General features: G+C 64.0%; 16 protein-coding genes. 4 read left to right on the top strand and 12 right to left on the bottom strand.

Annotation, left to right across the window (positions count from 1 at the left end; genetic code table 11):
- The 11 genes from ACFOYU_RS10570 to ACFOYU_RS10520 all read right to left on the bottom strand — a co-directional run.
- On the bottom strand, positions 1–553 hold a 553-nt coding region (locus ACFOYU_RS10570), incomplete at its 3' end, for an ATP-dependent metallopeptidase FtsH/Yme1/Tma family protein (protein WP_377033487.1).
- Positions 554–635: 82 nt separating this feature from the next.
- On the bottom strand, positions 636–1,040 hold the full coding sequence (locus ACFOYU_RS10565; protein ID WP_377033486.1) for a DUF4112 domain-containing protein: 405 nt from the start codon (positions 1,038–1,040) through the stop codon (positions 636–638).
- Between the two features lie 386 nt (positions 1,041–1,426).
- Positions 1,427–4,210 carry a PAS domain S-box protein gene (locus ACFOYU_RS10560; RefSeq protein WP_377033485.1) on the bottom strand — a complete coding sequence of 928 codons (2,784 nt, stop codon included), beginning with the start codon at positions 4,208–4,210 and terminating at the stop codon, positions 1,427–1,429.
- 44 nt (positions 4,211–4,254) lie between these two features.
- Entirely contained in the window at positions 4,255–4,890 is a 636-nt protein-coding gene (locus tag ACFOYU_RS10555) for a chemotaxis protein CheX (protein ID WP_226742240.1), read from the bottom strand.
- A 5-nt stretch (positions 4,891–4,895) separates the two neighbouring features.
- Entirely contained in the window at positions 4,896–5,279 is a 384-nt protein-coding gene (locus ACFOYU_RS10550) for a response regulator transcription factor (protein WP_226742230.1), read from the bottom strand.
- A gap of 100 nt (positions 5,280–5,379) precedes the next feature.
- The gene (locus ACFOYU_RS10545; protein ID WP_226742229.1) at positions 5,380–5,649 is read right to left on the bottom strand and encodes a hypothetical protein; all 270 of its coding nucleotides are present in this window, start codon (positions 5,647–5,649) and stop codon (positions 5,380–5,382) included.
- Positions 5,646–7,640 carry a chemotaxis protein CheA gene (locus tag ACFOYU_RS10540; protein ID WP_377033484.1) on the bottom strand — a complete coding sequence of 665 codons (1,995 nt, stop codon included), beginning with the start codon at positions 7,638–7,640 and terminating at the stop codon, positions 5,646–5,648. The genes ACFOYU_RS10545 and ACFOYU_RS10540 overlap by 4 nt, the downstream gene beginning before the upstream one ends.
- A complete protein-coding gene (locus ACFOYU_RS10535; RefSeq protein ID WP_377033483.1) occupies positions 7,633–8,520 on the bottom strand; it encodes a CheR family methyltransferase in 888 nt (295 codons plus the stop codon). Before ACFOYU_RS10535 ends, ACFOYU_RS10540 begins: the two co-directional genes overlap by 8 nt.
- Positions 8,517–9,620: a chemotaxis-specific protein-glutamate methyltransferase CheB gene (gene cheB, locus ACFOYU_RS10530; protein ID WP_377033482.1), complete on the bottom strand. Its 1,104-nt coding sequence runs from the start codon at positions 9,618–9,620 to the stop codon at positions 8,517–8,519. Before cheB ends, ACFOYU_RS10535 begins: the two co-directional genes overlap by 4 nt.
- Positions 9,617–11,092, bottom strand: a complete 1,476-nt coding sequence (locus ACFOYU_RS10525) for a chemotaxis protein CheW (RefSeq protein WP_377033481.1) — start codon at positions 11,090–11,092, stop codon at positions 9,617–9,619. Before ACFOYU_RS10525 ends, cheB begins: the two co-directional genes overlap by 4 nt.
- A gap of 4 nt (positions 11,093–11,096) precedes the next feature.
- Entirely contained in the window at positions 11,097–13,043 is a 1,947-nt protein-coding gene (locus tag ACFOYU_RS10520; RefSeq protein WP_377033480.1) for a methyl-accepting chemotaxis protein, read from the bottom strand.
- Positions 13,044–13,324: 281 nt separating this feature from the next.
- Between ACFOYU_RS10520 and ACFOYU_RS10515 the strand changes: the two genes are divergently transcribed.
- Complete coding sequence (locus ACFOYU_RS10515) at positions 13,325–14,065, top strand: type 1 glutamine amidotransferase domain-containing protein (protein WP_377033479.1); 741 nt, start codon at positions 13,325–13,327, stop codon at positions 14,063–14,065.
- A 57-nt stretch (positions 14,066–14,122) separates the two neighbouring features.
- Here ACFOYU_RS10515 and ACFOYU_RS10510 read toward each other — a convergent pair whose 3' ends face one another.
- Positions 14,123–16,735, bottom strand: a complete 2,613-nt coding sequence (locus ACFOYU_RS10510; RefSeq protein ID WP_377033478.1) for an HWE histidine kinase domain-containing protein — start codon at positions 16,733–16,735, stop codon at positions 14,123–14,125.
- Between the two features lie 610 nt (positions 16,736–17,345).
- Here ACFOYU_RS10510 and cphA point away from each other — a divergent pair.
- The 3 genes from cphA to ACFOYU_RS10495 all read left to right on the top strand — a co-directional run bounded on the left by cphA (position 17,346) and on the right by ACFOYU_RS10495 (position 22,407).
- The gene (gene cphA / locus ACFOYU_RS10505; protein WP_377033477.1) at positions 17,346–20,225 is read left to right on the top strand and encodes a cyanophycin synthetase; all 2,880 of its coding nucleotides are present in this window, start codon (positions 17,346–17,348) and stop codon (positions 20,223–20,225) included.
- A gap of 121 nt (positions 20,226–20,346) precedes the next feature.
- Positions 20,347–21,201, top strand: coding sequence for a cyanophycinase (locus ACFOYU_RS10500; protein WP_226742220.1), 855 nt, complete (start codon positions 20,347–20,349; stop codon positions 21,199–21,201).
- 570 nt (positions 21,202–21,771) lie between these two features.
- On the top strand, positions 21,772–22,407 hold the full coding sequence (locus ACFOYU_RS10495) for a Crp/Fnr family transcriptional regulator (RefSeq protein WP_377033476.1): 636 nt from the start codon (positions 21,772–21,774) through the stop codon (positions 22,405–22,407).
- Positions 22,408–22,504 lie beyond the last annotated feature (97 nt).

The raw sequence follows: 22,504 nt of genomic DNA, 5'->3' as shown, positions 1-22,504 counted from the left end.
ACTTCTGCGGATCGCGCAGAAACTCCACCACCTCCTGAAGGTCCTCCTTGGCCTCGTCGATGCCCGCCACGTCCTCAAACGTCACACGGCCATGCGCCTCCGTCAGAAGCTTCGCCTTCGACTTGCCCATCGAGAGCATACCGCCGCCGCCGCCCTGCTTGTTCATGGCCCGCCGGGCCATCCAGAACACGATGCCGATCATCAGGGCGAAAGGCAGGAGCGACAGCAGCAGACTGCCGAGAAGGCTGGGCTGCGGCGGCGGCTCAGCTTTGATCTCGACATTCTTCTGCTGGAGCTGTCCGATGAGATCGGCACCCGGCGGCGCATAGGTCGTGACCGTACCGCCCGCGTTGCGCTCGGCAACGACGTTCTGCCCCTGGATCGTAACGGAGCGAATCTCTCCCTGCTCGACCGCACTGACGAAGGCCGTGTAGGACAATTGATTGGGCTGCGGTCCGGCCGTGTTCTGGATGTAGAACAGCGTAATCAGGCTCAGGACCACAGCAACAATCGCAAGATTGCCGAAACGAGGTGTGGTGTTCGGATTGTTCATATAATTGCTTTCTGAACGCTAAAACAGGAAGCTGGCCGCCAGGGCAGGTGCCGATACAGAGATATTGACTGCATCGACGGCTCTAGGATCTCGAGCTTGGATGCGCCTGGTCAAGGTGCTTACGCAGAAGCGCCATGTTGCGCAGGTTGGACCGATAGAACACGTCGCCGACCCAGCCGACGAGCGGAATTGCACTGATAACGAAGTCGACGCCGACATGACCCGCCATGCGCAGGAGAAGCGCGGGCGGCACGCCGAGGCGCCTCGCCTCCCAGATAAGATAGGCCGACATGCCCTTCGAAGTCAGGGTGCCGACGCCGGGGAAGAGGTTCAGGAGCGCGTCGGCGCCGAACCTGATGTTGGTGCCCGGCAAGCGAATGGCGCTGTCGAGGAATTTAGCCAGGGCGTCGAGCCGTGCTCGTGCGTCATCGGCACGAAGCGATACCGTTCCGTTGAGGGCAGGAGCGTAGGTATAAGACGTCATCATGGTCTCCCAGATGCGAAGCCGCCAAGGTGCTTCTCAGGTGAGAGAGTCCGACATCACAGCCCTCGTGGGGCTGTCAGAGGGTCCCGGACCCCGTTGTCTTACAAGTGGGGGGCGAATGCCCCAACATCAAGGCTTGGCAAACGGCCCATCCCGACACTGACGCCGCACTCCCCTCCGAGCGCTTTGCCCCGGGCGGTTGCTTCAGGTCGCGCCATGCCGAAACGCTTGATGGAACGGTTTTATATGACGGAAGATGAACCCGGGCGGACCGGCTCATTAACTTCCGTTAACATCGCTCCGCGGTCAGGAGCATTTCACCCCAGCAAACCGCTCCTGGGGAATAGGCGGGACCGGTTTTCCTCTCCGGGTTCCCGATCAGACGATCCTCACCTGGATGAGCCTTGCCAGCCCCGCTCTATGATGTCGCGGATCCGGGCTGCCAGTTCGTCAACGGCAAACGGCTTCGTGATCATCTCCATGCCCGGCTCCAGGAACCCTGACGCCATCGCTGCCTGCTCGGCATAGCCCGTGATGAAGAGGACCTTGAGACCAGGTCTGGTCAGGCGCGCATGGTCGGCCAACTGCCGTCCGTTCAATCCCGGCAGGCCGACATCGGTTACGAGCAGATCAACCCGCTGCTTGGATTCCAGCATTTTGAGGCCAGACGGACCATCCACCGCCTCGAGAGCCTGATAGCCCAGGTCGGCCAAGACCTCCAGGATCAGCGACCGAACAATCGGCTCGTCCTCGACCACCAGGACAGCCTCACCGGCTTCCGCCCGGTGAGCCGCACTCAGCCCCGGTGCAGCAACAGCTTCCGTGATCTCGCCCTCATAGGACGGAAGATAGATCTTCACGGTCGTGCCCCTGCCGACAGCGCTATGGATCCGAACATGGCCCTCGGACTGCTTGGCGAAGCCGTAGACCATGGAAAGGCCGAGGCCTGTTCCTTCTCCCATCGGCTTGGTCGTGAAGAATGGGTCGAAGGCCTGAGCCATGACGTCGGGAGGCATGCCGGTTCCCGTGTCGGTCACGGAGATGGTCACATACCGACCGGAAGCGATTTCCTGCCGATCGGCCTCATTGGCCCCATCCGGGCCCGACATTGCAGTCTCGATAACGAGCTTGCCGCCCTCAGGCATAGCATCGCGGGCATTGATCGCGAGATTGAGAATGGCGCTTTCAAGCTGGTTCGGGTCGCACAGAGTCAGTGGCAGGTCCTCGGACGTCACGATCCTGAGTTCGATCGCTTCGGAGGAGGTTCTCCGAAGAAGCTCCTCCATGGACATGACCAGCCGATTGACGTCGACGGGCTTCGGATCGAGAGGCTGACGCCGCGCGAAGGCGAGAAGGCGGTGGGTCAACGCGGCAGCTCGGTTGGCCGATGCCGTTGCCGCCTTGGTATAGCGGTCGAGGTTCTCCATCCGGCCCTGTGCCATGCGTGTCTGCAGGAGGTCGAGGGAGCCGACAATGCCCGTCAGGAGGTTGTTGAAGTCGTGGGCGATGCCGCCTGTCAATTGGCCGATCGCCTCCATCTTCTGGCTTTGCCGGAGTTGCGCTTCCAGATGCTTGCGTTGCGTGACGTCGCGGCCGACGCTGTAGAACACATCGCCCGCGGGGGCGAAGGTCCAACTGATCCAGTGATCGGCTCCATCCTTTGTCCGAATGCGAACATCAAAATCCTTGAGCGGCTGCCCTCGCTGGAAAGCCGTCAGCAGATGATCGCTCAAGACCTGATCCTCCGGATGGATCCAGGTTACGAAACGGGTGCCGACGACCTCATCCTCCCGGTAGCCGAGCAGGTCCGTCCATGCCGGGTTGACGGCCTTCAGATAGCCATGGGCGTCGCAGACGCTGAAGAGGTCGCTCGAAAGGCTCCAGAGTCTGTCGCGCTCACGCGTCCGCTCCTCGACGCGGCTCTCCAGCCTTTCGTTCAGCTCCCGCAATCTCTCTTCGGACTGCTTCGCGGCAGTGATGTCGTAGATGACGCCGATGAAACGCAGACCCGCCGTTTCCGTGTCGCGGACATACTCTCCTCTTCGAGCCAGCCAGCGGGTTTCCTTGTTATCCGCGCGCTGTATCCGGCACTCCACATAGGTGGCTCCCTCCGATCCCGGCGCCTGTGCGACGATGGCGGGATCTCCCGGTACGACCCGTGCATTGATAGTGCGGATCGGGAGAGTATTGGTCGGATGGAGTCCGAGCAGACGGCAGAACTCGTCCGAAACGCTGACAGTGGCAAAGCCCTCGACGTATTCAAACGTTCCGACGCCTCCGGCACTTTGCGCCACGCGCAGACGCTCTTCGACGTGCTTCTGATCGGTGATGTCGATGAGGACGCCGGTAAATTTCAGCGGCTGGTCGTCATTGCCGAAAAGACAGCGCCCCCGCGCATGAACCCAACGCACGGAACCGTCGGGAGTGAGAAGCCGGTACTCCTTGGAAAAGATCTCCGCTCCGTTGAGGATACCCGCAACGGCGAGGCGGATCCTGAGGCGGTCCTCAGGATGAATGGCTGCGAAGAAATCCTGCGCGGGCAGACCTCTTGCAGCCGCCACTGGATCCAGTCCGTGGAGCGCAGCGAAACGCGCATCGGCGGTAAAGCGCCGGTTGGGAATGTCCCAATCCCAGGAACCTCCGGTTCCCGCAACGGTCAAGGTCAGCCGAAGCCGCTCGTTGGTTTGGTCGAGCTCCTTCTGACTGGCCCGGAGTGTCGCCTGCATCTCCTCTGCCTGGTGGGCCTGGGTGACATCGACCTGAGTCGAGAGAAAGAAAAGGGGCTTTCCGTTCTCGTCATTCACCGGTGTAATGAAGAGATGGTTCCAGAAACGAACTCCGTCCTTGCGCTGATTCAGAATTTCGATCGAGATGGCGCGCCCGTTTCCGATCGCCTCGCGAATTTGAAGGAGCGCATCCTCACTCGCTTCCGGGGCCTGGAGAAACCGGCAGTTACGGCCGACGACCTCCTCAGATGCGTATCCTGTCGTTCGGCAAAAAGCACCGTTCACGAACACGATGGGATTGTCGTGCAGCCGCGGGTTCGTTGCGACCATCGGCAAGCCCGACCGCTCCAGCGCCGAGAAGATCGGACCAGCCACTCGACGCAGTTCATCAGCCGCCACCTTGACGGTCTGCGCGACCGTTTCATGGGAAAGGGTTCGGGCGGTCATACCTGCCAAGTCTTGGTTGTCGGGTTCTTGTCGGGCGCCATGGCCTAAGCCTCGTCTCCGATAACCCGCTCGATGAAGCTTGCGATGAGCTCCTTCAAGGCGGCAAGCGATGGAAGATCCATGAGCATCGCAATATAGCCCCGGATGTCTTTGTTGCGCACGGAGAAGTTGATGTACAGAAAAAGTACCAGCCCGTTGTCCGCGCGCTCCTGCGTGAGCGTGAACAGGCGCGCCCCATCGCCACGGACCACCTCCGGCAGGGAAATGTTGAGGGAGCGCTTCAGCATGTTCGCCATGGTGGCCAGGCAGCCGTTCAGGATCACGTTGCCTGTCTCGGCCAGCGCCTCCTGCTCCATCTCGGCGATCTGATCGGGAGGGATATCATCGCCGATGATGGCGCGAACCAAATCCAGGCTCGTCGTTTCGGGAAAAATCAGCAGGGCTCGTCCTGAAAACGCCCCCTCGAATTGCTGCTGGATTGCGACGAGTTCGTCCGTCTCGCGCTCCCCGATCAGGCGGGCCGCATCCTGCGGGTCCATGATCTCGATGGATGGCACGGAGAGGAGCACTTCCTCGCCGATCATCTTGCGCAGGCTCGATGCTGCCCGGCTGACGCCGATATTGACGAGTTCTGTCAGAGCATCGCGCTCGAGGTCTGTCAGATCGATGTCGAGCGCCATTGTGGTCACGCGCCGCTCGACCGCAGGCGCAGGGCCGCCCCGGAGATGAATCCCCTCAGCCCCTCCTCCGTCAGAGGCTTGCTGACGAACGTAGCATTGACCTCGCGGGCCCGGGCGATCACCTCGTCCTGGATGTTGGCCGTGATGACCGCAATCGGCATGGTTGGGTGAGCGGAACGGACCTCGGCAGCCAGTTCGAGCCCGTCCTTGTCCGGCATGTTGAAGTCGATCATGGCTAGGTCGATCTTCCTCTCACGCAGGATTTCAAGCGCATCCTGTGCATTGCCGGCCTCGATCCGCTCCCATTCAGGCTGCAGGGCAGCCAAGGCCTTGCCTGCGACAATGCGGGCCAGCTTGCTGTCGTCGACGATCAGAACAGTTGTTGCCACTCAGGTACTCCGCCAAGGATAGGCTGCCCGGGACGACCGGCTCGGCTGATGGGGAAAGTATATCCGCTCTTTTAGGGTATGCGGTGAGAATGACAACCGTTCAGCCTCCCTGCGGCACCATGTCGGGAGGGCGCGCGTTCGTCAGAGCGGGGGCAATCCAGTCCCGGATGAAGGCGTCCTTGCCGGCCCCTCTGAGAGGCGGCTTCAAGGCCAGCAGGACCTGAAGAACGGCTGCGTGGAGGTGTTCGGCGTCCGTCAGGTCGACGGTACGGCCTTCATCCGCCTGAAGCCAGCCCAGCAGCGGTTCTGCGTCCTCGACGCGGCATTGTCCTTCCAGAACGATGATGTTGCCGTCCAAGCGTACGGTCATCCGATCAACTCCGGCACGTCCAGGATCATGAGAACGCGGCCATCTCCGAGCAGGGTTGTGCCCACGACCCCCGGCATACCTGCCAGAATGCCGGTCATGGGCCGCATGAGAACGTCCATTCTCTCGGCAAACCCATCGACGGCAACCCCGACCATTTCGTCACCCACCGCCATCACCACGACCTTCATGCCAGGACCCGGCTCTTCCGAACGAGGGATCTCCAGAAGGTCGGCGAGCCTGACCAGGGGAAGCGTCCTGTCCCGCAGAACGAAGGCCTCGGCATCCCGGACAGGAAGAACGCGCGTGGTTGGCACGACAGCCGTCTCGACAACCCCATCGAGGGGAATGCCGTAGAGCTCGCGGCCGACCCTGACCGCCATCACCCTTGTCATGACGATGGTCAGCGGCAGGGAAAAGCGGATCGTCGTGCCCTGGCCCTGCCGGCTCGTGACGCTGGCTTGACCGCCCAGCTTCTCGACTGCGGAGCGAACGGCATCCATGCCAACCCCGCGCCCCGACAGGTCCGTCACCTCCGATGCGGTGGAGAAACCCGGCGCGAAGATCAACTCCATGGCCTCGGCATCGCTCATGCGCTCGAGCTGGTCGCCCGAAGCCACGCCGCGTTCACGCGCCACCTGCCGGATCGCGTCCGGATCGATGCCACGGCCGTCATCCTCGACCTCGACCGCTACCCGGTCTCCCTCGCGTCGCGCCCGGAGCATGATCTTGGTCTCGATCGGCTTTCCCGCATCGAGACGAACGCTCTCCGGTTCGGCACCATGGGCCACGGCGTTCCTGAGCACGTGGAGCAAGGGCTCGAACAGACCCTCGACCACGGACTTGTCCGCCTCCACATCTTCCCCGTCCATCGAGAACTCGATGGCCTTGCCCAGCTGACCTGCTGTGTCACGGACAGCCCGCGGAAAACGCCGGAAGATATCCCGCATGGGCATCATGCGAACATCCATGACCGCCCTGTGCATCTCTGCCACGAGGCGGTCGATGACGGCCTGGCTCGCCACGAGGCCTTGAGCGACATCCTTCCGGTGCATTCCCTCGCCAGCCTGTCCGGCCAGATGCGCCAGAGCATTCTTCGCAACGACCATTTCGCCGACGAGATCCGCCAAGCGGTCAATCCGCGCCGCATCGACGCGAAGCATCCGCGAGCTCGCTCCTCCGGCTGCGCCCGCCGAGGGGCCTGCAGAGCCGTCGTCAGGGCTCGCTTCGCCAGAATGGGGCGCCGTGGCACGGGCGACCTCATGGAGCACCACCTGGTCCGGAACGAAGCGGAAAACCGCCTTCACGGCATCGAGCCCGGCACCTGAGAGGGCCTCGATCCTGAGGTTGCACGAGAAGGGATCGATTTTAGCCGCAGGCGGCCATGGATCCCTGTTCGAGAGCCGAACGGCCAGAAGTTTCGGGACCGAGCGCAACAGCGCGATCGGGTCGTCGCCAGCGAAGAAGCAATCGGGCCGGGGGGTATACCGCAGTGCAACCAGCGCACCATTCTCCGCCTTGGACACATCTGGACCATGGCTCGAGGCCATCAACTCCTCGATCCAGGGAAGGTTGGCCTCCGGGACCTCGGCAGTTGTGCTTGCGGGTCTCTGTTCGAACTGCGAGCGGAGCGCCCGTGCCAGACGGTATCCCTCCTCCGCGGCGTCGGCCGGCAGCTGCCCTGTCTGTTCGATTGCGCTGACCCAGCGCTCCGTCTGGCCGATGCATTCCAGGAGAGCATCGACCACATCCCCATCGACCGTCCCCCGCCCTTCCCTGAGCCCACCCAGGAGATCCTCCGCGGCGTGGAGCGCTAGCCCCATGGGCGCGAGGTCGAACAGGCCCACCGATCCTTTGAGGGTGTGAACGGCCCGGAAGGCACTGTCCACATGCATCCCCGAGGTCGGGTCGCTCTCCAGAGCCATGAGGTCGTCCGCGGCCTGCTGGATCAGTTCGCGCGCCTCGACGATGAAGTGCTGGAGAAGATCATCCATCGCGTTCCCTCCCCGGCCGTCGATAGACGATCGCGTCCTCGAAGCGGCACAGGTCGAACCTCTTTGAAATGCGGGTCATCGATTCCGTATGGCCGAGGCAGATATAGCCTCCCGAATTCAACGAGTCGTAGAGGTTGTTGGCCGCCCGGAGGCGGGAAGCATCATCGAAATAGATAAGGACGTTTCGGCAGAAGATGACGTCGAACCGGCCCTGGGCCGCGACAGACGCCGCATCCACCAGATTGGCCGGCGTGAACTTCACCGATTCCCGCAGGTCCTGGATCAGCCTGCGCTGCCCGCCACGGGGCGGGTCGAAATAACGCTCGACCACATCGGAAGGCAGGCGTGAAAGGGCACGCTCGCCATAGTCCGCGGCCTTTGCCTCCAGGAGGACCCGCGTATCGATGTCGGATCCGACGATCTCGATATGATAGGCGTCCACCATGGGCCAGTTCTCGAGCAGCCAGATGGCGATGGAGTAGGGCTCCTCACCCGTCGAGCATGGCACGGACCAGATCCGCACGAGATCGCCGGGCTCTCTGTTCTCCACGATGCTCGGCAGGAGCGAGCGCCCCAGGCAGCGCAGCTGATGCTCCTCACGGTAGAAATAGGTCTCATTGACCGTGAAGACGTTGATCAGGTGCTCGACCTCGCTTTCATTAGATTCGATGTGGGAGAGGTAGGCCAGAAACGAGCGCATTCCGGTGGCAGACATCCGGTCCGCGACCCGCCTTTCGATGAAATAGCGCTTGTTTTCCCCGAAGATCATTCCGGTGCGGCGGTAGAGAAGCTCACCCAGGCGGCGGACGTCGTCCGCGGCGAGCACGGGCGCCTTTCCCGGTGTGGCAGCTTTGTCAGGCGAGCGGGGCGGCCTGGTCATGAATGCCCCACCATGTCCAGGATTCGGTCCGCAATCTGCTCCAGGGGGGCGACGACTTGCGCGCCACCGCGTCGAACCAGCTCGCCGGGCATGCCCCACACGACAGCGCTCTCCTCGGACTCGGCAATGGTTCGCCCTCCCCGATCCCGGAGTCGGGTCATGGCCTCGGCACCATCGCTGCCCATTCCTGTCATCAGCACGCCGATCAGCCTCTCCGGTGCGATATGCTGCATGGCAGTGTCAACCATACGGTCGACGCTCGGATGCCAGCGATGCTCAGGCAGCGAGGGAGCGGCCATCACAATGGGACCATCAGGACGAACGCCGATGATCACGTCCGCATCGCCCTTGCCGATATAGACGTTGCCCGGCGAGAGCGGCATCGGGTGGGTGACTTCCGTGACGGTGAGGGCGCAAAGCCTGTCCAGCCGCCGGGAGAGTGGCCCGGTGAAGGAGCCCGGCATGTGCTGCGCCACCACGACGGGCCATGGAAAGTCGGCCGGCAGTCGAGACAACAGAGCATCCAGTGCCGGTGGACCTCCCGTCGATGTGCCGATCAGCAGAAGGCCCTGTGCCGGCGCCGCCTTGACCCGCCGCCGCGGTGGCGGAGCAGGAGCAGGAGCACGCCTTCGCGCCGCAGCAGGCGCCGCTCCGCTCAAGCCGCTTCGCAGCCGGACCCGTTCGGCCAGTCTCAGGCTACCGGGCAAGCGGGCTTGAGATGCAGCGCGAACCTTCTCGACGAGCCGGGGCGCGAGCGTGTCGATCTCCAGGGAAACCGCCCGCTCGGGCTTCGTGATGAAATCGACGGCGCCGAGCTGGAAGGCTTCCAGGGTCACGCTCGCGCCCGCCTCCGTCAGCGACGACACCATCACCACCGGACATGGGCGCTCCAGCATGATCCGGTCGAGGCAGGCGAGCCCATCCATCTCAGGCATGTGGATGTCGAGCGTGATGACGTCCGGCTCGAACAGGGCAAGTTGCTCCAGGGCCTCCACACCGTTGCGGGCATAACCGACCTCGAAGTCGCCTTCGGCGGCAAAGACACGGCCGAGGAGACGGCGCATCAGGGGTGAGTCATCGACGATGAGCAATCGGATCACGAATTGGGCTGCTCCGGATGGCCGTCGCCCATCGCCGCGAGCAGATCCTTCTCCGCCCTGTCCAGGAGTTCGCGCGGGTTGAGCAGGAGGATCATTCGCCCCTCGACCTCGATATTGGCGATGCGGTCGATCACCTGGCTGCCGTCCGCCGCCAGATCGGGAGTTGGGCGAAGCTGGTTGTGGGGGATCTTGAGAACCTCGGACACGGTGTCGACGACGAAACCGGCCTGCATGTGGTCGATCCTGACGACCACGACCCGTTCCCGCCTTCGCCCTCCCCGCCCCTCGAAGTTGAAGCGCCGCCGCTGGTCGATAACCGGAACCACCCGACCGCGCAGGTTCATGACTCCTTCGATGAAAGCAGGGGCCTTGGGCAGCCGCGTCAGCGTTTCGGGAACGCGCACCACCTCTTCGACGGACGTGATGGGCAGACCATACTCCTCTCCGCCCAACTGGAAGACGATGAACTGCTCATCACCGTTGGAAGACCCTTCGACCGTGCCCATCTCGTGGTCTTTCTCCTCTTGCGGCCTGATCTGCTCGACCAGGGCCTGATCGCGGAACAGCCGTTCCGTCGACAGGACCGAAACCAGCCGTTGCCCGCCCTCCAGTCGGCAGATGCCCTGTATCTGAGCCTCCGCATCACTGCGCGTCAGGATTGCCGGGACAGGGTCGATCGCGCTGGCGGGGATGCGGAGGATCTCCCGCATGCCATCGGTGACGAGCCCCACCAGCCCGCCCCCGACCCGGGCCACGACCGCACGGGATTTGCCCTCCCTTGAGCCACTTTCGCGCAGCCCGAGGAGCCTGCGGAGCGAAACCAGCGGCAGAAGCGATCCGCGCAGGGGCATGACGCCGAGGGAAACGGCGTCGGCCCGCGGGACCGTTACGACTTCATCCGGAAGCGCCACCACCTCGTGAACGGAAGCGAGCGGAAGCGCGAAATCCTGCCCTGCAACCGCGAAGCAGACCAGGGCGACCTCGTCGTGGGCTGCCGCATCCTGCGTATGCCCCTCATGCGGAGCCGAGACACGCCTCTGCTGCGTTCGACGGGCGAAGCTGCCGAAGTCCCGGGACAGCAGCGCATCCAGATCGATCAGACGCGCGGGTGCGCTGCTCCCTCCGGCGTCGCCCTCTTCTGCCCCAGAGGCAGTGCCGTCGGTGACAGCACCCAGGGATGCCACCCTGTCGATCACGAGACCTACGGGAGCGCCGCGATCAATCACGACCACACGTGCGTTCGAGGAGGGGCTGCCTTTGCCTCCGAGGAGGCTGTGCAGCGACACCACCGGCATGACCGCGCCCCGTAGGTTGGCAACTCCGAGAAGGCTCGATGGCCCAAGCGGCACACGGGTCAGGGCCGGGCGGCGGATCACCTCGGCCACGTCGGAAGCCGGGAGGGCAAAGCGCTCCTCGCCCACCTGCACCGTCAGGAACGACTGCGCGACAGCCGAAGGCGCCGCCTTGATCATGATCTTACGACTCCGCCATCTGGAGTTCGTCCGCCAAGGAGGCAATCTCCTCGATGGCGGCTGCCAGATCCTCGGCTCCTCGTGCCTGCTGTCGCGCTGCGGTCGCGGCCTGCGCCGCTGCGCTTCCTGCCTGCTCGGCGACGGCTGCGACCTGCTGCGTGCCCAGCCGGACTTCGCGCACGGATGCCAGGATCGTGTCCGACCCCGACAGGATGGCGGCGCTGCCCCGCCGGATCTCTTCGACGTCGACCTCCAGCACCCCGAACCTCTCGGCTATCAACGCATTCTTGCCGACCTCCGCCTCGACGATCGCGGCATTCTGCTCCAGGTCGCGACGAACGATCGTGATCTGGTCACGGATCTGGCGAACGACGTCCTTGATACGGTCGGCATTCTCGGAGGCATCTCGCGCGAGATTGCGAATATCGCTCGAAACAATCGCAAAGCCGCGCCCCGCCTCGCCGGCCCGCGCCGCTTCGATGGAGCCGCTCACGGCCAGCATGTTCGTCTGGACAGCCACCAGGGCGATCCCGTCGACGATCTTCTCGATGCGCCGGCTGGACTCGTCCAGCCCGCCCATCAATCCAATGATGGCTCCGGTCTCCTTCCGTGCCTCCTCCAAGCCTGTGACCAGCCGCATCGTCGCGGTGCGATTGTCCCTCAGGTCGCCGGCAAGGGTCTCGACGCGGTCAACTGCTGCGCCGGCCACGTCCCGGGAGGCGCTGGTTGCCCGCTCGATCTGCTCCATCGCTGTATTGGCCTGCTGGGTGGCCGCAGCCTGCATCTGTGCCCCGCGGCTGATCTGGTCGACGGCGGTCATGATTTCGCCTGCGGCGCCCGAGAGCTCCTGAATCGCTGCCGACAACTCCTCTGCCGCCGATCCGACCTGCTCGGCGGTGGACGCTCCCGCCGTGCTCGCCTGCAGATCGTCCGCAAGAGCGGCCAAGGCCTGAGCGGTCTGCTGGCTCTGATCGAGAGATGCGCTCTGCTGCTGGACGGCCCGTTGCGCCTCGGCTGCCGCTGCCGCCTGTTCCTCGGCCGCACTGGCCACCTGCTCCGCTCCACGCTGCGCCTCGCGGATGGCAGCCTCGGCCTCGACGGCGGCCACAAGGATGGACTGGCTGCCCTCGGCCAGGAGGGCGACGTCGGTTCGGATCTTGTCCAGGGCCGCAACCACATTGCGGCCGATCTGGGCCTCGCCGGACGCGGTGTCCGCCGCCGTCCGGATCCTCTCCGCAACCGAGCGAACCTCGCTGACGATACCCTCCGCGAGGGTCTGGATATCCTGTGCGCTTTTCTCGGAGGTGCCGGCGAGAGCCCGCACCTCGTCGGCAACGACGGCAAAGCCGCGTCCGTTCTCCCCGGCTCGGGCAGCCTCGATGGCCGCATTGAGAGCAAGAAGGTTGGTCTGGTCGGAGATATCGCCAACCACAGTGGTGATCTCCCCGATATTGGCGGCCTGCCGGTCGAGGAGCGAGACGATGTCGACCATGGCTTTCAGGCGCGTGGCGTTACCCTCCACGGTGGCGACAGACGCGTCGATCTGGGCTCCGGTCTCGATCAGAAGGGTCTGAAGTCCAGCGGTCTTCGTGCGTGCGGCCTCAGCATGCCGCCTGGCCTCCGCAAACGAATTGCCCAGGCTCACGATAGCCGTCAGCGACTGCTGAGAGGCGCCTGCGGCCTCCTCGGCTCCGCTGGCGATCTGCTCCATCGAGCGCCGTAGCTCCTCCGCCGCAGACGAGGCCTCGGCAACCCCGCTGGCCAGCTCCTCCGTGGCAGCGCCGATGCGCTCCGCCGCCTTCTGCTGCCGAGCTCTGACACGCTCGAAGGCCCGCCGCTGGGACGCCGCTCCCTTCGCGGGAACAGGAGACACGCTGGAAGCGGCGGCTTCATCGCCCGTCGGACGTGAGTTGCCCTTGCCCGCAAGTTCGGACGTCTTGACCAATGGCATTGAGGTCCCTTGAATTTTGTAACATATCCGACAGCACCGCTTCGACCGAGGAGCCCACCCGCTGGCCGGGTCGAAACGGGACAGGAAGAGCCTGACTTTTTATAGGCCCGGACTGCATCCGAGCAAGGTGCTCATGCAATCGGTCCTCGGGAAAGGAGCGCCATGCGGTCCCGTGGCGCATCAGGTCACGTCCGTCCGGGCGCAGCACTTTCCCGCAGTCGGCAAGAACCGATCCGGCTGCTCCGAGTTGACGGCGAAGGGCCTCACCCCGGAGAAGAGACATGCCTGCCCCCAAAGTGCTCATCGTCGCCACCTCGCACGACCGGTTGGGATCCGCCGGCCACCGAACCGGTGTCTGGCTGGAGGAACTTGCCACCCCCTATTACACCCTGCTCGACGGAGGCGCGGAAATCACTCTCGTCTCCATCAAGGGCGGAGCGATCCCGTGGGACCCGCGCAGTCTGCCTGCGGAGGCCGGCGAAGGGCCAGGCGAGAAACCGGAGGAACAGCAGGAGGTACCGGCCTCCGTGCACCGCTTCCTCGCGGACGAGCAGGTCATGCAACTGGCCCGCAATTCCCCTGCCCTCGGCAGCGTTGATGCAGCCTCCTTCGACGCAGTCTTCCTGCCGGGCGGGCACGGACCGATGTGGGATGCCGCCAATGACGAGACGCTCGCCCGCCTCATCGGGACCATGTTCGACCAGGGCAAGGTCGTTGCCGCGGTCTGCCACGGACCGGCGGGGCTCGTGCAGGCCAAGCGGCAGGATGGCCGCCCCATCGTCGAAGGCCTTCGTGTGAGCGCCTTCACGAACACCGAGGAGGAGGCCGTCGGCCTGACGACGGTGGTGCCCTTTCTGCTGGAGGACCGGCTCAAGGAGCTTGGCTGCCGTTTCGAGCGGGGGCCGGATTGGCAGCCCTTCGCGGTTCAGGACCGCAATCTGATCACGGGACAGAATCCCCAGTCCTCCGAACTGGTCGCCCGTCACGTCCTCACGGCCGTCGAGCGCGACACCCGAGGGTGATCCTGTACAGGGCCCATGGGAACCGGAGCCGTGACGGAGCTCGCTGGCTGTGGCGGCTCAGCCGGCAATGCGCCGAACATCTCCGGTGTCCGACCCCGCTCCGTGACCTGGAGCAGTCCCCGGAGCAGTCCCCTCGGACGGGAGCGTGATGACGATCTCGCAGGCAAGCCCCGGTGCCGGATACGTAATCCTTACCTCCCCGCCGTGCTCGCGTGTCAGGCTCCGTTCGATGAGACGCGAGCCGAACCCTTTCTGCTGAGGCTCGGAAACCGCAGGACCGCCACTCTCCTGCCACGTCAGCTTCAAGCGGACGCTCTCTGGCGTCTCGTCCACAGACCAGACGATCGCAACCCGCCCCTCGGCAACCGAGAGCGCCCCATACTTGACCGCGTTCGTCAACAGCTCGTGCAAGGTCATTGCCAGCGAGAGCGCTACGGACGGAGAGAGGCGGACAGGCGGACCCTCGACCGTGAACCGGGCATGGCCGATCGAGCTGAATGGCGCGGTGGCTTGAGCGACGATCTCGCGGAGGTCTGCCCCGTCCCAACTCTCACGCGTGAGAACATCGTGCGCCTTGGACAGAGCGATCAGGCGCGCTTCGAAGGCCTCACGCACCTCCGGCCGCCAATCGTTTGCTCGGAATGCCTGCGCCGCTATCGACTGAACGGTCGCCAAAGTGTTCTTGACCCGGTGGTTCAGCTCGTTGATCAGCAACCGCCGCCGGGCGTCGGCCCGCACGCGCTCCAGCGCGCTCCAGGTTCTCTCGGCAACCTCCTCGCACAATTCGCGCTCGCTGGGTGTCCAGCGCCGGGGCGTAGCCTGGTGCACGAACAGGAAACCCCTGAGCCGCCCATCGCGCACGAGGGGAACAGTGATCGAGCCGATCGCCCCGATGCTCTCATAGACCTGCACCGCGGACTTCGTCCGGTGATCGGTGCGAGCGTCGTCGACGACAAAGGTCCGCCCCATCTTGAGTTCGACGAAGGCATCTCCGAATGCATCGGTGCGATACCGCTGACGGCTCTCCTGGACACCCTCGGGGCGCCAAGCTGTAAGGACGGTCGCCCACACCTCCCCTTCGTTGATCTCGCTGTATCCGACGCAGGACACCTTCAGGTGAAGGCCGAGAAGTTCGGCGACCGTCCGCAGGAGCTCGCCCGGCCTGCCGACGTCGCGAATGCGGTCGGCAAGGGTCAGGAGAAACGTCTCGCGAATCTCCTGCTCCTTGATCTCCGTGATATCGAGATTGGCCCCGACCATGCGGCGGGGAGTTCCATTCTCGCCCGGTATGGTCCGGCCCCGGACCAGGATCCAACGAACTGCGCCGTTTGGAGCGACGATCCGGAACTCGTTGGTGAACGGCCCCGGACGTGCGCTGTGGCCCTTTGTCGTACGATCGGTTTCCTCGCGATCCTCCGGGTGGAGGATCCGCAGCCAAGCCCCATACGGGTCGGACGCGGCGCTCTCGGGATCCAGGCCAAACAGCTCATACATCTGCCGCGACCAGCTGATCTGGTTTGCGGCGAGGTCCCATTCCCAGACACCGATACGGGCTGCATCCTGAGCGATCAGCAGGCGCTCCTCGCTATCCCGTAAGGCCTGGGCCGCCTTGTTGCGCTCCTCATCGCGTGCAGCCAGTTCGGATGCCATGGCATTGAAGGCGGACCCGAGTCTGGCCAGCTCAGAGCCCTTGCCTTCGAGCGGTGTCCGGGACGTGAGGTCGCCGGCCCGAAGCCGCTCTGCGGCATCTACGAGGCTGCGGATCGGGTTTTGAAGGAATCTCCGTCCGCCGAGCCAGGCGGCGCTCATGGCGACGATAGCCGTGAGAGCGATCAACACGAGATTTCGGCGGGTGGTCTGACGGATCGGCTCCAGGGCGACATCCTGCGAGAGCCCGACGGCCACGCCCACGCCCTCCGGGGCCTCCGGAATGGCCGTGAAGCCCAGGATCCGCGCGACTCCATCTGCCGTGTGGGCGGCCTGCGACCGCAGGGTCCCACCGCGTTCGGCCCGCAGTTCAGGATAGCGAGACAGAGAGGTGCCCTCACGATCCCGGTTGGGCAGACGGACCAGAATGGTGCCATTGCGGTCGACGATCGTGATCGACGTTGCCGGTGGAAACTCCTTTGCCTTCTCGACGAAGTAGGCGCCCAGCCAGTCGAGCCGCAGACCGGAGGCAACGACCCCGACCGGTTTCCCGTTGGCGTCCTCGATACGCTCGGCGAATGGGAGGATCGGCACCGAACTCCCGCGGCCGACGGTGTATTCTCCAAGGTAGCTGTCCGAGGTTCCGAGAGCGGCACGCAGGCTTGGAGTGGCAGCCGGATCGACACGGATGTTGAGCCCGCAGGCGCCCTGCCCATCGACCCGGATCACTCCCAGCCGGGAGAGATTGGGGTGACTCGCCGCCAGATTCGAGAGGTACTGGGTACACTCCTCGCCCCGCAGACTCTGCACGGCGGGAGCCTTTGCGGCGGCCCCAAGGGTGCTCCGGACGGCGGCGAAGATGCGGTCGAGTTCGCCCGAGACGAGCCGGGAGTAGCGCAGGGCGTTGGCCTCGACTTGCGCCTCGGCCGCTTGGCGCAGTTGCCAGTCATTGTAGAGCACCAGGCCGAAAGCGGGCGCCGCGGCGAGGACCACCAGCAGGTATAGACGCGTCAGCAAACTCAAGACTTGGGCTCCCGGAAGCTCGGGTGAGGAAAGGACATCTAGGGGAGCCGGATTTGCCGGCTATCCTCAACGGAATTCTGCAGTGTCGTCGCTAACGTTGATGCTCAAGCAGCGCACCAAACGCAACCGGTGAGAGCCGATAGCATTTCCTCGCCTGCATGGGCTTTCATTCACCCGGTCCTGTCTACGGCGCGATCTTCCATCGGATCTGTCGCTGAATTCGTCCGAGGCAGATTGACACGCAGTCGGGACCTCCGCCGACGATGAATGCGCTTGTGAACAGCTCGAGGCCAAGATCGCGCCGTTATCGCCCGGCAGGATCGGCCGGTTCAGGGGACAGGCTGGGCATAATCTTCCTCCATAGCATCCGCAATTGGCGCAGACTTGGTCTAATTCAGATCAATATCGGACCAACAATAACCTGTGTTAATCTTGGCCGACAGGCACCCGTATTCTGAATTGGTCCATGGAACAACAAGAGCTGCTCATGAATTAAGCAGCCCCGAGGCTCTCTCTAACCGCTCTTAATCATTCAACATCAAGTTTAAAAAGACGGCGGTCTACGTTTCGCGCCGCCGCCTTCTTAAGGTTCGGCCAGGAGTTCAGATACATGGGCGATGATCTTCAGTCGCTGGCAGGCTCTGGAGAAGCCGTGGTCCTGCAGCAGGGGCACAAGCAAAAGGATGACACCTACAGATCGCCAGGCGAGGCGTCGACGAGTCCGATGAATGTGGTTGAACGGGGTGTCTATCGCGGCGCCCATCTCTACAGCCTGACCCCGATGATCCGGTTCAAACTGGATCTCGGCGCGTTGGAGCAATGGCCTTCCAATCTCCTCCCCGGCTTCACGGAGCGGCTCCTGGCTTTCCTGCCCGGGCTGCACCAGCACGGCTGCTCCTTCCACGAGCCCGGAGGCTTCGTACGACGTCTGGAGGAAGGCACCTGGTTGGGCCACGTCGCCGAGCATGTCGCCATCGAACTCCAATCCCTGACCGGCATCCGCGTAACCCGCGGCAAGACTCGGTCCGTCCGGGGGGAGCCCGGCGTCTACAATGTCATGTATTCCTACCAGGAGGAGGACACAGGTTTGCTTGCGGGCCGGCTCGCTCTCCAGCTCGTGGACTCGCTGTTGCCGCCAGAGCTTCAGGGCGTGCGGGGGCTTGATCGGATTTACAGGGACGAGGATGAGCCTGCACTGCAGGGCGGCTTCGATCTGCAATCCGCCCTCAAGGCACTCAAGTATGTCCACCGCCGCAAGGCACTCGGTCCGACGACGCAGTCGCTCGTGCTGGAGGCTGAGCGCCGGGGGATTCCCGTCATACGCCTCGACGACCAGAGCCTCGTCCAGCTCGGTACGGGCCGGCACCAGAAACGCATTCGTGCCAGCATCACGAGCCTGACTCCCTCCATCTCCACCGATGCGGCCAGCGACAAGAATCTTACCAAAGCAATTCTCTCGGATGCGGGCCTTCCCGTTCCGAGAGGCGATGTCGTGCGGAGTGCCGTCGATGCGGTTCGTGCCGCTGAACGGATCGGCTATCCGGTTGTCGTCAAACCCCTCGACGGCAATCACGGGAGAGGTGTCAGCATCGATCTCACGACGCCCGAGGCCGTCACGCAGGCGTTCGAGGAAGCGGCGCGGCACAGCAGGCGCGTGATCGTCGAAAGCTGCTTCACAGGCCGGGATCATCGGATTCTCGTCGTGAACGGCGAAGTCGTCGCCGTCGCGGAGCGCGTCCCGGCCCATGTGGTGGGCGACGGCAGGCGCAGCATTGCCGCTCTCGTGGAGGAAGTGAACCAGGACCCCCGCCGCGGCGAGGGCCACGAGAACGTCATGACTCGGATCACGGTCGGCGACCATGCCTGCGGAGTGCTGGCGAAGGCGGGCCTGACACCAGGGAGCGTGCCCGAGCTCGGCCAAGTCGTTTACCTGTGCGACACGGCGAACCTCTCCACCGGCGGCACGGCCGTCGACCGTACCGATGACATTCACCCTGACAATGCGCTGATCGCCCGGCGGGCCGCCCGTGCCATAGGCCTCGACGTCGCCGGGATCGACTTCATCGCGCCGGATATCACCCGTTCGGTGCGCGAGACAGGCGGCGGAATTATCGAGGTCAATGCGGCCCCCGGGTTCCGAATGCATCTGCAGCCCTCAGAAGGACGGCCGCGCAACGTGGCGCGGCCCGTCGTCGACATGTTGTTCCCCCGGGGAGCTCCGACCCGCATCCCGGTCCTTGCAATCACGGGCACCAACGGCAAGTCCACCACGGCACGCATGGTCGGCCATATCCTGCGCGCCAACGGATTGAACGTCGGCCTCACCTCGACGACGGGCATTTACGTGAACGGCGACAGGATCGTGGAGGCGGATGCTTCGGGCCCCTGGAGCGCCCGCGTCATCCTCAAGGATCCGACCGTGGACGTGGCGGTGCTGGAGACCGCGCGCGGCGGCATCCTGCGCGAGGGCCTCGGCTTTACCGAGTGCGACGTCGGCTTGGTGACGAACATTCAGCCGGATCATCTTGGCCTCAAGGGCATCGACACGATCGAGGACCTTGCCTGGGTCAAGTCGGTCGTTGTCGAGGCGGTGCACCGGAACGGCACCAGCATACTCAATGCCGACGATCCGATGACGGTCGGCATGCGCCGGCGGGCCGGTGGCCGGATCGGGTATTTTTCCCTGCGTGGCGGGGCCGACATGCCGGATTTTCTGCGCGAGCATATCGAAGACGGCGGCTTCGCGGTCGTACGTGAGCCCGGGCGTGGGAACGGCGGTGAAATCGTGATTCACGAGGACGGCGACAGCATCCAGCTGATGCGGGCCTCCGAGATCCCGGCGACTCTCGACGGGCTCGCGGAGTTCAACGTGCAGAACGCCTTGGGGGCCGTGGCCATGGCTTATGCCCAAGGCGTCCCGGTCAACATCATTCGCATGGCCCTGTCGACCTACACGACCTCGTTCGAGCACAGCCCCGGTCGCCTCAACGTCTTCGATGGTCACGGCTTCCGCGTCATCCTCGATTATGCTCATAATCCGGCCGGCCTGCAGGCATTGGGCGACCTCATCTTGAAGATGCGCCCGCGCCACAGGCGCGTGATCGGCATGATCAACATTCCCGGCGACCGGCGTGACGACGACATGCGCGAGATGGGAGCTCTGGCTACGCGGTACTTCGACGAGATCATCTTCCGCGAGGATCCGGCTCGCCGCGGGCGCAGGCCCGGCGAGATCGTTGCTCTGCTGGCGGAAGGTGCATTGTCGGCAGGTTTTCCGGAGCAGCGGATCAGCCGCATCCTGGAGGAAGACGAGGCGGCCGAACTGTGTCTCAGGATGGCACAGCCGGGCGATCTCGTGGTGCTCACGCCGACCGATGTCGAAGCCATGTGGCAGCAGGTGCTCGACTTCCGGATTCCGCCGACGTCCCGTTTCGAGGTCGAAATCGACAGGGCGGATGAGCAATCGGCATCGTGGAAGAGGAGCGCCTGACGACGGGCGGGTGCGGCCGCCTTCCTCGTCCGTCCGGACGGGCAGGCAGCCGCACAGCCGACCCGCCTTTCCAATGCAGTCGCCGACGAAAGGCAGCTGGTCGAGGAGACCAATCGGGACCATGAAGAACCGCACGAGCACGAATTCCAAGGGCCCTCTGATCATCATCGGCGGCGGAGAGGACAAGGTGGGGGAGCGCACCATCCTGCGCGAGGTTGCCAAGCATCTGAACGGTGGCCGGCTCGTCATCGCCACCGTCGCATCGCACGAGCCCGAAGGCTATTTCGACGCTTATCAGAAGGCGTTCGCCGACCTCGGCGTGACCGACCTGGTGGAGCTTTATGTGAAGGATCGCGCCGAAACCCTCGATCCGGACAAGCTGAGCCTCTTCGAAGGAACTGCCGGCGTGTTCTTCTCAGGCGGCGACCAGCTGCGGATCTCCAGCCAGATCGGCGATACACCCATCGAGCAGCGGGTGCGCGAAATCCACGAGCGCGGAGGACTCCTTGCGGGGACGTCGGCGGGCGCATCGGTGATGAGCGAAACCATGCTGGTGAAGGGCACGAGCGGAGAGTCCTACAAGATCGGAGATCTGCACATGGCACCGGGCCTCGGCCTGGTCCGCAACATGATCATCGACCAGCATTTCGCCGAGCGGGGACGGTTCGGGCGCCTGTTCGGGGCCGTGGCGCACAACCCGCGCGAACTCGGGATCGGCATCGACGAGGATACTGCCCTCGTGTTCGAGGACGAACGCTTCGATGTCATCGGGAATGGCTGCGTCTATGTCGTCGACGGTGCCGGGGTCACCCATTCCAACATCGCGGAAGCCGAACCCGAACGGTCGTTGTCGATGTACGATGTTCGCCTGCACGTGCTGAGCTCCGGCGACGTGTTCGATGTCGCAAGACGTCGCCCGACCGCAGTGCCCGACGTCCAGAAGAGCCATGCCATCGAGGCGCAGGTCACAGGGTGACGATTAGCAGCCGAGCTCCCGCACGGCCCGGCTTAGCGTCGGCAAGTCTGCGCCCCTGCTCACCGGTCGCCCAGCGCCCGCCGCCTGTCCCTCCCCATCCGTCAGCTCGCCTCGGAGCCGGTCCGTCGATGAAGGACTGAGATTGATCCAAGTCTCGGCCGCAGGCCGGCAAATGCCTGCGATCCTCCCATGAACTCGATAGCAAGAGAAACAGGTGCGCGCCGGAAAGCATCGTATTCCATTGTACGGTGTTTACGCGCAGATCTGAGGCTGTACCGATACTGCGTGAGCTGACCGGCCCGCATAAACATGGGTTAATGTTATACGTTATTCGATCCTTGGAGATCTTGGACATAAGTGGGTAGCGACGGAGATCCGGCCGATCCGAAAGAACCAATTAACCCAGTATAAAGACAGCTATTTACCTCCGTGTGAAGGGAGCCCATCACGGAAACCAACTCGATGGCGTCACTCCAGTCTCCCCCTCCCTTCCCGCTTGTGCTCAAGTTGGAGAGCATTACGGATCTCTCACCTGAAGAGAGGCAGGCGCTTTTGGGACTACCCTTGCGTGTGCAGGAATTCAGAGCCGACCAAGACGTCGTGAGGGAGGGCGATCGGCCCATTCAGTGCTGCCTGATCCTGGAGGGCTTCGCCTGCCGGTACAAGCTTACCGAGAAGGGCAAGCGACAGATCTTTGCGTTTCATACGCCAGGCGACATTCCCGATCTGCAGAGCCTACACCTGAAAACGATGGACCATTCGCTGGGGACCCTGACGCCCTGCAAGATCGCCTTCATCCAGCACGAGCACCTGCGTGAGCTGTTCCGTCAACATCCCCGCCTGGCAGAGGTGTTCTGGCGGGACACCCTCATCGATGCGGCGATCTTCAGGGAGTGGATGCTCGGGATCGGCCGCCGCTCGGCCAGAACCCGTTTGGCGCATCTTCTGTGCGAGCTTTTCATGCGGCTGAAGGTGATCGGTCTGGCAGGAAGCAACAGCATTCCGCTGCCGCTTTCCCAGGCTGAAATGGGAGATGCCCTCGGTCTCTCGACCGTTCACATCAACCGCACCCTGCAGGAGCTCAGGGGAGAGGATCTCGTGGCCTGGGACGGCGGGATCCTGACCATTCTCAACTGGGAGGGACTCATGCAGGCAGGTGAGTTCGATACCACCTACCTGCATCTGCAAGACTGCGCGGCTGCCTGAGACCTATCCTTCAACCGTCCGCCCCTCTTCCGCCGTGCCTGGGCGACGAAGCCGCGAAGACGCTCATCGCACGCCGCGGCGCCTGGTGCCCTTGCCG

The organism is Microvirga sp. GCM10011540, from assembly GCF_042650665.1.
Taxonomy (GTDB): Bacteria; Pseudomonadota; Alphaproteobacteria; order Rhizobiales; family Beijerinckiaceae; genus Microvirga; species Microvirga lenta.
The sequence above is the reverse complement of the archived record's forward strand: the minus strand, read 5'-3'. Positions and strand labels throughout refer to the sequence as shown.